The sequence below is a fragment of the Amycolatopsis endophytica genome, assembly GCF_013410405.1.
Classification (GTDB): Bacteria; Actinomycetota; Actinomycetes; order Mycobacteriales; family Pseudonocardiaceae; genus Amycolatopsis_E; species Amycolatopsis_E endophytica.
The window spans coordinates 3,078,309-3,090,996 of the sequence record NZ_JACCFK010000001.1 but is presented as its reverse complement, the minus strand read 5'-3'; the positions used below and the strand labels follow the sequence as shown (position 1 = coordinate 3,090,996).

General features: G+C 70.2%; 16 protein-coding genes. 7 read left to right on the top strand and 9 right to left on the bottom strand.

Features of this window, described 5'->3' with window-relative positions; translation table 11 throughout:
* Positions 1-98 precede the first annotated feature (98 nt).
* Positions 99-311: a KTSC domain-containing protein gene (locus HNR02_RS15310; RefSeq protein WP_179773844.1), complete on the bottom strand. Its 213-nt coding sequence runs from the start codon at positions 309-311 to the stop codon at positions 99-101.
* A 134-nt stretch (positions 312-445) separates the two neighbouring features.
* On the opposite strand from HNR02_RS15310, the gene HNR02_RS15305 reads away from it, so the two are divergent.
* Positions 446-931, top strand: coding sequence for a nuclear transport factor 2 family protein (locus HNR02_RS15305; protein WP_179773843.1), 486 nt, complete (start codon positions 446-448; stop codon positions 929-931).
* On the opposite strand, the gene HNR02_RS15300 is transcribed toward HNR02_RS15305, so the two are convergent.
* From HNR02_RS15300 to HNR02_RS15290, 3 genes are all read right to left on the bottom strand, one after another.
* Positions 915-1,661: an anti-sigma factor gene (locus tag HNR02_RS15300; protein ID WP_179773842.1), complete on the bottom strand. Its 747-nt coding sequence runs from the start codon at positions 1,659-1,661 to the stop codon at positions 915-917. The genes HNR02_RS15305 and HNR02_RS15300 overlap by 17 nt on opposite strands.
* Complete coding sequence (gene sigK / locus HNR02_RS15295) at positions 1,658-2,248, bottom strand: ECF RNA polymerase sigma factor SigK (protein ID WP_179773841.1); 591 nt, start codon at positions 2,246-2,248, stop codon at positions 1,658-1,660. Before sigK ends, HNR02_RS15300 begins: the two co-directional genes overlap by 4 nt.
* An 80-nt stretch (positions 2,249-2,328) precedes the next feature.
* Positions 2,329-4,116, bottom strand: a complete 1,788-nt coding sequence (locus HNR02_RS15290; protein ID WP_179773840.1) for a bifunctional sugar phosphate isomerase/epimerase/4-hydroxyphenylpyruvate dioxygenase family protein — start codon at positions 4,114-4,116, stop codon at positions 2,329-2,331.
* 65 nt (positions 4,117-4,181) lie between these two features.
* Between HNR02_RS15290 and HNR02_RS15285 the strand changes: the two genes are divergently transcribed.
* The 3 genes from HNR02_RS15285 (at position 4,182) to HNR02_RS15275 (ending at position 6,746) form a co-directional block, all read left to right on the top strand.
* Positions 4,182-4,820 (top strand): TetR/AcrR family transcriptional regulator, encoded by a 639-nt coding sequence (locus tag HNR02_RS15285; RefSeq protein WP_179773839.1) that lies wholly within the window; start codon positions 4,182-4,184, stop codon positions 4,818-4,820.
* Positions 4,821-4,938: 118 nt separating this feature from the next.
* Entirely contained in the window at positions 4,939-6,276 is a 1,338-nt protein-coding gene (locus HNR02_RS15280; protein ID WP_312861023.1) for an MFS transporter, read from the top strand.
* Positions 6,277-6,353: 77 nt separating this feature from the next.
* Positions 6,354-6,746 (top strand): DUF2237 family protein, encoded by a 393-nt coding sequence (locus tag HNR02_RS15275; RefSeq protein WP_179773838.1) that lies wholly within the window; start codon positions 6,354-6,356, stop codon positions 6,744-6,746.
* Here the strand turns inward: HNR02_RS15275 and HNR02_RS15270 are convergent.
* Positions 6,730-7,317, bottom strand: a complete 588-nt coding sequence (locus HNR02_RS15270) for a hypothetical protein (protein ID WP_179773837.1) — start codon at positions 7,315-7,317, stop codon at positions 6,730-6,732. The two genes, HNR02_RS15275 and HNR02_RS15270, sit on opposite strands and share 17 nt — an antisense overlap.
* A 54-nt stretch (positions 7,318-7,371) precedes the next feature.
* Between HNR02_RS15270 and HNR02_RS15265 the strand changes: the two genes are divergently transcribed.
* Positions 7,372-8,421 carry a J domain-containing protein gene (locus HNR02_RS15265; RefSeq protein WP_179773836.1) on the top strand — a complete coding sequence of 350 codons (1,050 nt, stop codon included), beginning with the start codon at positions 7,372-7,374 and terminating at the stop codon, positions 8,419-8,421.
* A 7-nt stretch (positions 8,422-8,428) separates the two neighbouring features.
* Here the strand turns inward: HNR02_RS15265 and HNR02_RS15260 are convergent, their stop codons facing one another.
* Positions 8,429-8,716 (bottom strand): GntR family transcriptional regulator, encoded by a 288-nt coding sequence (locus HNR02_RS15260; protein ID WP_179773835.1) that lies wholly within the window; start codon positions 8,714-8,716, stop codon positions 8,429-8,431.
* 66 nt (positions 8,717-8,782) lie between these two features.
* Between HNR02_RS15260 and HNR02_RS15255 the strand changes: the two genes are divergently transcribed.
* Positions 8,783-9,046 carry a helix-turn-helix domain-containing protein gene (locus HNR02_RS15255; protein ID WP_179773834.1) on the top strand — a complete coding sequence of 88 codons (264 nt, stop codon included), beginning with the start codon at positions 8,783-8,785 and terminating at the stop codon, positions 9,044-9,046.
* 612 nt (positions 9,047-9,658) lie between these two features.
* On the opposite strand, the gene HNR02_RS15250 is transcribed toward HNR02_RS15255, so the two are convergent.
* Together HNR02_RS15250 and HNR02_RS15245 are read right to left on the bottom strand one after the other, a co-directional pair.
* On the bottom strand, positions 9,659-10,747 hold the full coding sequence (locus tag HNR02_RS15250; protein ID WP_179773438.1) for an IS630 family transposase: 1,089 nt from the start codon (positions 10,745-10,747) through the stop codon (positions 9,659-9,661).
* An 86-nt stretch (positions 10,748-10,833) separates the two neighbouring features.
* Positions 10,834-11,265, bottom strand: a complete 432-nt coding sequence (locus HNR02_RS15245; protein WP_179773833.1) for a TIGR03667 family PPOX class F420-dependent oxidoreductase — start codon at positions 11,263-11,265, stop codon at positions 10,834-10,836.
* A 97-nt stretch (positions 11,266-11,362) separates the two neighbouring features.
* On the opposite strand from HNR02_RS15245, the gene pepE reads away from it, so the two are divergent.
* Entirely contained in the window at positions 11,363-12,073 is a 711-nt protein-coding gene (gene pepE / locus HNR02_RS15240) for a dipeptidase PepE (protein ID WP_179773832.1), read from the top strand.
* Here pepE and def read toward each other — a convergent pair.
* Positions 12,042-12,677 carry a peptide deformylase gene (def, locus tag HNR02_RS15235; RefSeq protein WP_179773831.1) on the bottom strand — a complete coding sequence of 212 codons (636 nt, stop codon included), beginning with the start codon at positions 12,675-12,677 and terminating at the stop codon, positions 12,042-12,044. The two genes, pepE and def, sit on opposite strands and share 32 nt — an antisense overlap.
* Positions 12,678-12,688 lie beyond the last annotated feature (11 nt).

The window sequence follows — 12,688 nt, the reverse complement described above, 5'->3', positions numbered from 1 at the left end:
GACCTCCTGTGGTGGGAACCGTGCCGGGAGATCCAAACCGCCCATTCCGACCCCGGCGAAGCCCGGAGACGACGTTCAGGCGAACGCCGGGCGAACCTTCAGACCAGGCGCTCGCAGGGGTAGCGATCACGGATGCGGGCCTGGAAGTACCGACCCTTGCTCTCCGCGTCCAGGAGCGCGCGGTGGATAGCGCTTTCCACGCCCAGGTACCGGTAAATGCCGTGGTGGTGGAACTCGACCTCGAGAACGTGCCGCGTCCTGTCGTAGCCGACGGACGCGAGCGCGCTCGACGAAACCGGGCGGCGGCGCACTAACGGCGTCCCGTTCCGGGGACGGTGCTCACATCCACTGGCACGGAAACAGGCTAGTCGGCACAGCGCTTTCCGGACACCGCCGTCCGGGCCGCGATATGCTTCTTGCAACGCTTACAAGAAGGGATCGGACCATGACCGACTGGCCCGCCATTCACCAGAAGGTCGTGACGGCCTTCGCCGCGGGATGGGCACGGCCGCACCGGCACGCCTGGGACGGCATGCTGGCCGAGAACGCCGAGCTGAACCAGCCGATGGTCCCGCCCGCACGGGGCCGCGCGGCGTGGTGGGGCGAGGCCGAACGGCTCCTCGGCTTCCTGCCCGACCTGCGTGGCGACGTGCTCGCGTGGGCGGGCCGGGAGGACCGCCTGTTCATCGAGCTGCGGCTGGCGGGCACGTTGCGCGGTAAACCGCTCGCCTTCCGCGCCGTCGACGAGCTGTGGCTGAGCGCGGACGGCTGGGTCGTCCGGCGGGACTCGTTCTTCGACTCGGCACCCGTGGCGGCGGCCGTCGCGCTGCGGCCGGGATCGTGGCTGGCCTGGTGGCGGTCCGGCCTCGGCCCGGCCCTCGGCCGCAGGCGGCTGCTCCGGTCACCACGGGGTCTCACACCGGCATCGTGAACACCACGACCGGCGTCGTCGTCGGCGCGGCCGATCCGCCCGCGGGTTCGACGGTCACCGCGACCGTGCGCACGCCCTGCACGCCCGCGAACACCAGGGGCGCCTCCGTGGTGCCCGCGTTCCCCATGACACCGGCGGAGTGCGGGCCGGTCTCGTCGATCGTCCACGCCTGGTAGGTCGAGTCCGCGGACTGGTCGGGCAGGCCGGTCATCGTCAGCATCGCGCGGTCGCGGGTCAGCGACATGATCATCCGCGCGTCGCCGGGGATGCCGGCGTCCGTGCCGGACAGGGTGCGCACGTCGGGTGCCGACAGCAGGTCGGTCAGCGCCGCGAGCTGCGTCTGCTCCTGTTCCAGCCGCGCCTGCGCGCTGTCCAGCTGCCGGTCCGCCCGCACCGCCAGCACCCCGGCGACCGCGGCCGCCGCGATCGCCACCACAGCCGCCGCCGACACCAGCCGCATCGCCCAGTTCCTCGTCCCGTGCACAGCGGAGCCGCGCCCGGGCGGCTCCTGCCGGACCTGGGCGACCCGCTCGATCACGCGGCCGCGCAGCGCCGGGGGCGGTGTCTCCGAGATCGCGGCCCCCAGACGCGCCGCGGTCGCGCGCAGTTCGGCGACCTCGCGCTCGCAGTCCGCGCACTCGGCCAGGTGCGCCTCGAACCGGCGCCGCTCCAGCTCGTCGAGCGCGTCCAGCGCGTAAGCGCCGGTCAGCATGTGCACATCCGGGTTCACCGGGTCACCCCCAGGCAGTCGCGCAGCCGGATCAGGCCGTCCCGCAGCCGGGTCTTGACCGTCCCCAGTGGACTGTTCAGCAGCTCGGCCACCTCCGGGTAGGTGTGGCCGCCGTAGTAGGCCAGCATGATCGACTCGCGCTGCAGCTCGGTGAGACCGGCCAGGCAGCGCCGCACCTGTTCGCGCTCCAGCCGGGCGGTGACCGCCTCCAGCACCTCGTCGAACTCGCGTCCGGGTGCCGTCGCGCCCGCACGCTGCTCCCGGTCGGTACGGGCCTGCGCCGAGCGCACCCGGTCGACGGCGCGGCGGTGCGCCAGGGTCAGCGTCCAGTTCAGCACGCTGCCCTGCTCGCGGTCGTAGCGCGCCGCGGTGCGCCACAGCTCCACCAGGACCTCCTGCGCGACCTCCTCGGACTGGGCGACGTCGCGCACCACCCGCCGCACCACCCCGAACACCGGTCCGGCCACGACGTCGTAGAGCTGCTCGAACGCCGCCTCGCTCCCCCGCGCGACCTGCGTCATCAGGTCCTCGGGCGTAGGGCTCACCGGGCCCGAGGCCGAGCGCATCGCCCGGACCGAGTCGTCCATCCCGTCATCCTCCCTGCTGCCGACACCCGTTGTTCGGAGCGGCACGGGAATCGGATGGGTGTCCTGCCGGAATCCGCGGTTCAGTCCGCCTGGCGCGACAGCCGCTGCCTCCGGTGCGCCGCCATGCGCACGGGGGCGTTGGCCGCGCCGTAGCCGCGGTAGCCGTCGATCCGCTGGACCACCTCGAAGAACACCCGCGAACCCAGCACCTCCGTGTAGAAGTGCAGGTATTCGCCGTGCTCGTCGCGGTCGTAGAGCACGGAGTACTCGCGCAGGGCCGCGAGCAGGCCGGGCGTCGGGGCCAGCCCGGCGTCCAGATCGTCGTAGTAGTTGGCGGGAATCTCCAGCAGCGGCGCACCGGCGGCGCGCATCGCCTTGGCACTGGCCATCAGGTCGTCGCTGGTGAAGGCGATGTGCTGCGGGTCGGGCACGCCCGGCGCCCAGTCGCCGCGCCGCAGCAGCGCCACGTTCAGCGCGACCCGGACCGTGTTCGACGGGTTGGTCACCGCGCGGCTGCGGATCAGGCCGAACGGCGCGGCGAACTCCGTCGGCATCTCCGGGTCCAGCCCGAGCACGGTCCGGTAGAACAACGCGGCCTCGTCGAAGTTGTCGAACGGCTGGCTCAGCGACACGTGGTCGGTCGCCAAAAGCCCCGCGCCCGCGGCGGTCGCTCCGGTCGGCTCGAAGTCGGCCTGCCACCCGTCGCGGCAGAAGAACACCGCCGTGCCGTCCGGGGCCGTGACGGCGGAGAGGTCCGCCTCGTCCGCACGGTGTTCACGCGGCAACACGGGCGCGTGGAAGTACTCCGCCCGCGACGCCGAGCGCGCCGGATCCGCGCTCTCCACCGCCAGCGCGCCGATCTCCGCCGGACCACCGGTCTCGTTCAGCAGCACCCGCGCCGCACCCTGGGTCCACAGCTGCACCGGCTTCGACCGGTGCTGCCCGGTGCGCGCGAAGCCCATCGCGGTCAGCGCCCGCACCAGCTGCGGGCCCGTGACCGGATCGACGGTCAGCTCGGTGAAGGCGTGCCCGGTCAGCTCCGGCGCCGCGATCGCCGGTTCGCCCAGCGACTCCTCCAGCCCGAGCACGGAGCGCATCGCGTCCACCGCGGCCCGGCCCGGATCGGACTGCCGGAACACGTCGTTGAACACCTCCAGCGACAGCGGCCCGTCGTACCCGGTGGCCAGCACGTGCCCGACGAACGCGGTCAGGTCGAAGGCGCCCTGCCCGGGGAACAGCCGGTGGTGCCTGCTCCACTGCAGCACGTCCATGTGCAGCCGGGGCGCGTCCGCCAGCTGCAGGAAGAAGATCTTCTCGCCGGGGATCGTCCGGATCAGCGACAGGTCACTCCCGCGCGACAGGACGTGGAAGCTGTCCAGGCACAGGCCCAGCGCCGGGTGGTCCGCCCGCCGCACGATGCGCCACGAATGGTCGTAGGTGTCGACGAACCGGCCCCACGCCAGCGCCTCGTACGCGATGCGCATCCCGCGCCGAGCAGCCCGTACACCGAGCGCATGCACTTGTTCGGCCGCGAGGTCGTCGTCGTCCACGGCGTCCGGGGACACCGACGAGCACACCAGCATCGTGCCGGTGCCGAGCTGCTCCATCACGTCGAACTTGCGTTCGGCACGGCGCAGGTTCGCCTCGAACACCGGCGGCGGCACCGCCTCGAAGTCCCGGAACGGCTGGTACAGGTCCACCGACAGGCCGAGGTCGTCACAGCGGCGGCGAACCTCGCCCGGGGAGAGCGTGGAGACGATCAGGTCGTTCTCGAAGATCTCGACGCCGTCGAACCCGGCGGCGGCCGCCGCGGTCAGCTTGTCCTCGATCGTGCCGGACAGGCACACGGTCGCGATCCCTCGCCTCATCGCCGGGGCTCCTCTCGCACGGGCCGGTGTTGGTTGAACCGAACGGTGAGTCCTACGGTGCGCCTATGCCGACCGAGAGCGCCGAACGCCGCCGCGACGCCGAGCGCACCCGCGCCGAGATCCTCGACGTGGCCAGCCGCGAGTTCGCCGACCAGGGCTACGCCGGGGCACGGGTCAACGAGATCGCCGCGAAGACCCGCACCACCAAGCGGATGCTCTACTACTACTTCGGCAGCAAGGAAGGGCTCTACATCGCGGTACTGGAGCGCGCCTACTCCGGCATCCGGGCCAGGGAGCAGGAGCTCGACGTCGACCACCTCGACCCGGTCGAGGCGGTGCGGCAGCTGGCCGAGCTGACCTTCGACCACCACGAGTCGCACCCCGACTTCATCCGGCTGGTCAGCATCGAGAACATCCACAACGCCGAGCACATCGGCCGGTCCGAGGTGCTGTCGAAACTCGCCAACCCCGCGCTGGACGTGCTGACCCGCATCCTGCGGCGCGGGCGTGCCGACGGCACTTTCCGCGACGACGTCGACGCGCTGGACGTGCACATGATGATCAGCGCGTTCTGCGTGTTCCGCACCGCCAACCGGTACACGTTCAACGCCATCTTCGAGCGCGACATGCTCGACCCCGGCCGGCGCGAGCACTACCGGAAGATGCTCGGCGACCTGCTGGTCGAGTACCTGACCGCGCACTGAGCGTTTCGTCCCTTCCGCGGGTTGACAGGCCACTCACGCTAACTCACCATCTGGTACGTAACCAAACGGTACATTAATCGCGCCCGCAACGGAGCACCGACGCGACAGGAGTATCGACGTGGTCGAGCACGGAAAGCCCCGCAAAGCCGCGGTGGCGGCCTGGGTAGGCAGCGCGCTGGAGTACTACGACTTCTTCATCTACGGCACCGCCGCCGCACTGGTCTTCGGCAAGGTCTTCTTCCCCAGCTCGGACCCCACGGCCGGAACGCTACTGGCGCTGGCCACGTTCGGCGTCGGCTACGTCGCCCGTCCGGTCGGCGCGTTCATCCTCGGCCACGTCGGCGACCGGTTCGGCCGCAAGAAGGTCCTGGTCTTCACCGTGCTGCTGATGGGTGCCTCGACCTTCCTGGTCGGCTGCCTGCCGACCTACGGGCAGGTCGGCGTGCTCGCGCCGGTGCTGCTCGTGGTCCTGCGGCTGCTGCAGGGTCTGTCGGCCGCGGGTGAGCAGGCCGGGGCCAACTCGATGTCGCTCGAACACGCACCGGAGGACCGGCGCTCGTACTACACGAGCTGGACCCTGTCGGGCACGCAGGCCGGGCAGATCCTGGCGACCGCGGTCTTCCTGCCCGTCGCGGCCATGCCGACGGAGGCGTTGCGGAGCTGGGGCTGGCGGATGCCGTTCTGGGCCAGCGCGGTGGTGGTGGTCGCCGCGTTCGTCATCCGGCGCAAGCTGGACGAGACGCCGGTGTTCGAGCGCGAGGTCGCCGGAAAGGAGCAGGCGAAGCTGCCGGTCGCGGTGCTGTTCCGGGACCACTGGGCCGATGTGCTGCGGGTCGTCTTCGCGGCCGTGATCGCCGCGGTGAGCACGATCTTCACCGTCTACGCGCTGTCCTACGCGGTCAACTCGGCCGGGCTCGCCCGCACCCCCATGTTGTGGGTCGGTGTGCTGGCCAACGTCGTCGCGCTCGGCGCCATTCCACTGTGGGCGATGCTCGCCGACCGGATCGGGCGCAAGCCGGTGTTCATCGGCGGCTCGCTCGGCTGCGCGGTGCTGATCTTCGCCTATCTCGGCGCGATCGCGTCCGGCAACTACGTACTCGTGTTCGCGACGGGCATCCTGATGTTCGGCATCGTCTACAGCGCGACGAACGCGGTGTGGCCCGCCTTCTACGGCGAGATGTTCCCGGCGCGGGTGCGGTTGTCCGGCATGGCCATCGGCACGCAGATCGGGTTCGCGATCGCCGGTTTCACGCCGGCGATCGCGGCCGCGATCGCCGGTGACAAGTCCGCGAACTGGGCCGGCGTCGCGATCTTCACCGCGGGACTGTGCCTGGTGAACGTGATCGCGGTGCTGACCGGCCGGGACAACCACCGCGTCCCGACGGCCGACCTCGGCCGCAGGAACAGCGACGACGGAAGGGTCTCGGTAACCTCCCCTGGCGGCGCTCCGGCGTAGGACTGTTCCGGGCGCCAACACGGTGACGTCGAGTACGCTCTGACCCAGGCCGACGGGAAGCGACAGCACGGACTGCCATGACGACCGATCGCAATGTTCTGGGCGGGGACCTCGAGCCCTGCGGCACCGATCCGATGACCGGCTACTACCGGGACGGGTGCTGCACGACGGGTGACGACGACCTCGGCAGCCACACCGTGTGCACCGTGGTGACCAAGGAGTTCCTGGAGTTCCAGCGCGGGGTCGGCAACGACCTGTCCACGCCCCGCCCCGAGTACGGCTTCCCCGGTCTGCAGCCGGGTGACCGGTGGTGCGTGGTCGCCGCGCGGTGGCGGCAGGCGTACGAGTCGGGGGCGGCGGCGCCGGTGGTGCTGGCGTCGACGCATGAGCGGGCGCTGGACATCGTTCCGCTGGAGGCGTTGCGACGGCATGCGGTCGACGTGCCGGCCGACCCTAGTTCGCTGACCTGACCGATCGGCGGGCGAGCACGATGGTCGCCGTGGTCAGGGCGATGCCTGCGAGCACGGCGGGCACTTCCAGCAGCAGCGGGTGGCGGGCGGCGAAGTCGGGTTCGAGGAGGCCGCCACGGTCGGTCAGGAGCGTCACGGTGGACCCGGTGGCGGCGCGGTCACCGGGGTCGGTGCGGAGGGTGCGGGTGCCGGTTTCGCAGGTGAGGGTGTGCACGAAGCCGTAGTGGTGGTAGCGCACTCCGGTTTCGTTCATGGTGCGGTCGGTGACCGTGCAGGTTTCGGCGGTGCCGAATGCGTGCAGCGCGATGCCGCGGCCGGCGACGGTGAGGGCCGCGAACAGCAGGGCGGCGCTGATCGCTCCGGCGGCGAGTGCCCACCAGCGGCCGTGGGCCTGCCGGGCGGTGCCGAGTGCGAAGGCCGCGATGCCGGCCAGTCCGAGTGCGATGGCGGCGAGGGTGCTGTGGGGTGGGAGGACGAAGAGCGCGGCACCGGCGATGGTGGCCGCGATCCCGGTGGGCGCGACGAGGCGGCCGGTGCGGATGCCCAGTCTGCCCGCGATGTCGAGGACCACTGGGTGACTCTAGCCAGATGTGGCGGGAAATCGGAGACCACATAAAGTGACCGCGTGCGCGGCGAGGGCTACTACGACCTGCTCGGTGTGGACCGGCGTGCCTCGACGACGGAGATCAAGTCGGCGTACCGCCAGAAGGCGCGGCTCGCGCACCCGGATGCCGGTGGTTCGCCGGACGAGTTCCAGGCGTTGCGGCAGGCGTACGAGGTTCTGATCGATCCCTTGCAGCGCGCGGCTTATGACCGGGCGCTGGCGCGGGCGGCGGCGACGGCGAGTCCGGCGCGGGCGCGGCGGCCGGGCCGGAAGCTGGGTGAGGACCCGGGTTTCACGGCCGAGTTGCCTGTGCTCGATCCCGATGCGCTGGACTGGTGGGACGCGGCGCGCGGACGAGCACGGCCGGGTGCCGCGCCGGGGCACGCGCCCGCGGTGTTGTTGTTGGTGTGGTTGTTGCTGGTCGTGTTGCCGATCATGGCGGGGACGCTCGCGGTGGCGGTGTGGTTGCTGGTGGCTTCGGCGGTGGCGATCTGGCTGGTGCGGCGGCATCGGGAGTTGGGGCGTGCGGAGCGCGCGCTGGATGACGAGTTCGGTGGCACGGTGGTGTTCGGGGCGCCGGGCGGTGAGCCGGACCAGTGGGGTGAGCGGCTGACCGCGGAGTTGCTGGAGCGGTATCTGACTCGCCTTCCGGGTGCCCGGATTTTTCACGGGCTCGCGTGGCCGGGTTCGGTGTTCGCCGACATCGATCACGCTGTGCTGGCGGGTCGGCGTCTGGTGTTGATCGAGTCGAAGACGTGGCTGCCCGGCCACTACGCGGCTGACGAGGACGGCGATCTGTGGCGCGACGATCGTCGTTTCCTGGGCGGCGCGACGCAGTTGCCGGAGGCCCTGGACGCCTTCCGCGCCCTCCTGCCGGGTGCCGAGGTGCGGGGCGCTCTGATCGTGTATCCCAGCCGCACGGGCGAAATCACCACCGACGAGGATTTCGATGCCCCCGCCCCGCCGATGACGCCGGACCAGTTCGTGCAGGTGATCGGCGACTGGCTGGCGGCCGAGCCGTCCCACGTCGACGTACGGTTGTTGCGGACGGTGCGCGCCCAAGTGGTGTGAGCGCTTCTCAGCTCACGTGCCGGAGCGCGTCGAGGCAGTACACCCGGTTCCGGCGCGGACGCTCCGTCACGAACGTGCCCTTCGACGGGATCGTGCACACCAGCCCCCGCTCGCGCAGAATCCTGGTCGCGTGACGGCTCGTGCCCAGCGAGATGCCGTACTCGCGGGCGAGCGCCTGTTCCGCGGGAAGCGGCTTGTTGACCTCCAGTTCCCCACTCTCGATGCGCCGCTCGAGATCGTCCGCGACGAGGCGGTAGAGGTAGGCCGGACCGTGGGTGACGAGTTCTCTGCTCACTCCTCCACGGTACCATAGAAAAGACAAAAAGTAGGGCAAACTCGATCGTTGGTAGGCTGCCCGACCGTGACTGCCGAGGACACACTGGACACGCGCTTGCGCGCACTGGCGACGCGAATCCGCAAACTGCGCCGGGACCGCGACCTGAGCCAGTCCGACCTCGCCGAACGAGCCGGAGTATCGCGCTCGGTGGTCGCCGAACTGGAACGATCGCGGCTGGCGCAAGGAGCACCACGCCCGACGCGCAACATCACGCTCGACACCCTGTTCCGGATGGCCGAGGCACTGGGAGTGCACCCGGCAGAGCTACTGGACGACCGGCACGGGTGAGCACAACCACCGCCCCCGCAGCAGCCAACACGCCGCCCGCAGCAGCCAACACGCCACCCGGAGCGGCCAACACGCGGCCCGGAGCGGCCAACACGCGCGTGTTGGCCGCTCCCGCCGCCGTGTTGGCCCTTCCGGTCAGCGTGTTGGCCGTTCCCGCTGGCGTGTTTGCCCTTCCGGGACACACCACCCGGCAACGCAAGCCCGGCGCCCCCCGGAAACCGCCACCCGGCAACGGAAGCCGAACCAAGACGTGCCCGGACCTCCCCCGCCCCTCATCCCCAGCCTGCTTCGGTCGCCGATCAGGCGGGTCAAGGTACTCTTTCCCGCCTTGACGCGTCTGCTCGGCGACTGGAACCCTCCGCGAGGAGGGGCGGGGGAGGTCGCGCACGAGCCGACCGACTACCGGTAGCCCACGCGCCCAGCGGTCACCCCGCCGCGCAAAGCGCGGCCTTCAAGATCAAGAACGTCCTCGCCGGACAGGCAGACTCCGGGATGACGGAAGAGCAGTCCGGCTCACCTCGGGTGCATGGTCCGCTGTGCGGTCATCCCGTTGTCAGGCGACGGGACGACCACCCAGCTCGATTCAGGGCAGGGCAGGGCGCTAGTGCCGCATCAAGCAACGTTGGGTAGGTAATCCGGTCGGCGGATCTTGGAGTTGACGGCGAAGTGACGCTTTGGGTGGCAGTGGCGGTTGCGCCAGCGCAGGTAGCCGGCGATGGCGGCCTCTTGGGCGGCGTGGCTGGGGTAGTCGCTGCCGTCGAGGGTGAAGTAGCGGACCGCGGTGAACTCGCATTCGATCCAGTTCAGCCAGGAGGCGTTGGTGGGTGTGTAGACCAGCTCGATCCCGTTGGCCGCGCACCACGCGGTGACCTCGGCCTTGCCGTGTGGTCCGTAGTTGTCGCAGACCAGGTAGAGCTTCCCGGCCGGGAAGCGTCGGCGTAGCTGTTTGCAGAAGTCGAGGAACTGGGGCCAGCGTTTGCGGTCACGGAACCGGTAGAACATCTGCCCGGTGGCGAGGTCGAGTGCGGCGAACATGTGCCGGATGCCCTTGGTGCGGGTGTAGGTCGCGCGCAGGCGGGCCGGTCGGCCGCGAGGGAACCAGCCGCGACCGGGACGGGGCTGCAGGTTCAGCGGCCCGAACTCATCGACGCAGATCACCCGTCCGTCCGTGGGTGGTCGGTCATACAGGTCGAGGATGCGAGTCTTCTTGGCCACGAAGTCCGGGTCTTTGCTGGCTTTCCAGGTCTTCGTCGCCTGCCAGGACACGCCTTCCTTGCGCAGGATCTGCCGGACGGTCTCGGTGCTCGCCCTGATCCACGCGTGCTCGGCTAAATACTCGACCAGTTTGGTCAGGCTCCAGGTGGTGAACGGCAACCCAAGCTCAGCGGGCTGGCAGGCGGCGATGCGGCAGATCTGATCCCGGGCGGCCGGCCCGAACTTAGCTGGGCGGCCGCCCCTCCATTTTGGGGACAACGCCGCGAACCCGGAGTCGTTGAACGCGTGGATCACCTCCCGCACATACCCCTCGCTCGCGGCGAACATCGCTGCGATCTCGCCCGCGGACCGGCCTTGGGTCGAGGCCAGCACGATCCCGGACCGTCGCAGCCGCACCCGATCCCGGGTCGACCTCGTGATCTTGACCAGCCGCTGGGCCTCTTCGGGCTCCAACGACCGCGCGAACACCTCCGGCGCACGTGCCATGACTCACCTCCACTGGCAAGCCTCGCGCTCACCCGCCCGGATGTCCACGCGACACGGTTACCACGTCAACGTTCCTTGAAGAGGTACTAGAAGCCGCGCACCCCGTTCACCCGGACCTGAAGCACCCGCGAATAGGTTTCACCGAACTTCTCCACGCTGCCGCTGATCCGCTGCATCGCATCGCCGTACTTCGCCAGGTACGCGGGGTTCTCGTGGGCCGCGGGCTGGGTGTCGATGGGGCGGGCCAGGCCCCGGAACACGGTGATGTCCCCGCCACCGTCGTCACTGTTGAAGTGGAGCGCGGCCTGGGGCCGGTCCAGGACGTGGTCGAGACGCTTCGCGTCGGGGCGGTTGTAGATCAGGAAACCGCCGTCAGCCCACAGGAACCACACCGGGTTCGGTTGCGGGGTGCCGTCGGCGCCCACCGTGGTCAACCAGATCACCCGTTCAGTGTCGAGTCGTTCGCGGACTCGTCGCCCGAACGGGCTGTCCGCGTCGGGAAGCACGTCACCTGCCATGTCGCCCGGCGTAAGTGGTCGGGCTCACTTCCGCCGGAACTTCGCACACCGCCCGTGATAGGCATGCGGAAAGCGTGCGCCGGGAAAGGGAACGTCGATGCGTCTGCTGCTGCTGTCCAACTCGACCGCGCCCGGACGCGGCTACCTGGAGCACGCCACCGACGCGCTGGCCGAAGTGCTCGCCGACGTGCGGCGTCTGGTGTTCGTGCCGTTCGCCCTCGCCGACCACGACGGCTACACCTCGACCGTCGCCAAGGCCCTCGCCCCGTTCGGCGTCGAGGTCGCCGGCGCACACCAGGACGATCCCATCAAGCTCCTCAACTCCGCCCAGGCCGTGTTCACCGGAGGCGGCAACACGTTCCGGCTGCTGCGCCAGCTCTACCGCCGCGAACTGCTGGCCCCGATCCGCGACCGGGTCGCGCACGGCACCGTCTACATCGGATCGAGCGCGGGCACGAACGTCGCCTGCCCCACCATCCGCACCACCAACGACATGCCCATCGTGCAACCGCCCGCGTTCGACGCGGCCGGGTTCGTGCCGTTCCAGATCAACCCGCACTACACCGACCCCGACACGAACTCCACCCACATGGGCGAAACGCGTGAGGAACGCATCGAACAGTTCCTCGAGGAGAACGACGTCCCGGTGCTCGGCATGCGCGAAGGCACCTGGCTTCGCCGCGAGGACCGGGAACTCACCCTGGGCGGCGACGCACCGGGCGCGCGGCTGTTCCAGCGCGGCTCGGAACCGGCCGAACTGCGTCCCGGCGCGGACCTCAGCGACCTTCTGGTGAACGAGATCGGGTGAGTTCCGCGCGACGGGCCATCACCTCGTCGCGTGACTTCTGCATTTCCCGCATCACCGACTTGCGTTTGCGCTGCGGCAGCCGGTCGACGTAGAGGCCGCCGTCGAGGTGGTCGGACTCGTGCTGCAGGCATCGCGCGAAGTACCCGCGCCCCTCGACTACCAGCGAGTTGCCGTCCTGATCGACGCCGCGCACCACGGCGTGCTCGGCCCGCGGCAGCTTCGCATACGGTCCGGGCACCGACAAGCAGCCTTCGGGCGCTTCGAGCAGGCGACGGGAGGACACCGGCTCCTCGTCGAGCACCGGGTTGAGGATGTGGCCGATGTGCCGGTCGCCGTACTCGTCCCAGCAGTCCCACACGAACAACCGCAGGTCGACGTCCACCTGGTTGGCGGCGAGACCGGCGCCCTCGGCGACGTACAGCGTCGCGAACATGTCGTCGATCAGGGCGGCCAGCTCCGCGGTCCCGAACTCGGTCGCCGTGCGGCACGGGCGCGCGAGGATCGGCTCGCCGATCTCGGTGATCCGCCGCGGCGTACCCCGTTCGGCTTCCGGCAGCACCCGCGGGCAGTCCCCGACCGGACGTCCCTGCACGTAAACGGCCATCTCGCCTCCGC

Bases quoted from the DNA above. Each gene is read 5' to 3' on its own strand.
- HNR02_RS15305 (WP_179773843.1), top strand. From the start codon at position 446: ATGACCGACTGGCCCGCCATTCACCAGAAGGTCGTGACGGCCTTCGCC.
- sigK (WP_179773841.1), bottom strand. From the start codon at position 2,248: ATGGACGACTCGGTCCGGGCGATGCGCTCGGCCTCGGGCCCGGTGAGC.
- HNR02_RS15290 (WP_179773840.1), bottom strand. From the start codon at position 4,116: ATGAGGCGAGGGATCGCGACCGTGTGCCTGTCCGGCACGATCGAGGAC.
- HNR02_RS15285 (WP_179773839.1), top strand. From the start codon at position 4,182: ATGCCGACCGAGAGCGCCGAACGCCGCCGCGACGCCGAGCGCACCCGC.
- HNR02_RS15275 (WP_179773838.1), top strand. From the start codon at position 6,354: ATGACGACCGATCGCAATGTTCTGGGCGGGGACCTCGAGCCCTGCGGC.
- HNR02_RS15250 (WP_179773438.1), bottom strand. From the start codon at position 10,747: ATGGCACGTGCGCCGGAGGTGTTCGCGCGGTCGTTGGAGCCCGAAGAG.
- HNR02_RS15245 (WP_179773833.1), bottom strand. From the start codon at position 11,265: ATGGCAGGTGACGTGCTTCCCGACGCGGACAGCCCGTTCGGGCGACGA.
- pepE (WP_179773832.1), top strand. From the start codon at position 11,363: ATGCGTCTGCTGCTGCTGTCCAACTCGACCGCGCCCGGACGCGGCTAC.
- def (WP_179773831.1), bottom strand. From the start codon at position 12,677: ATGGCCGTTTACGTGCAGGGACGTCCGGTCGGGGACTGCCCGCGGGTG.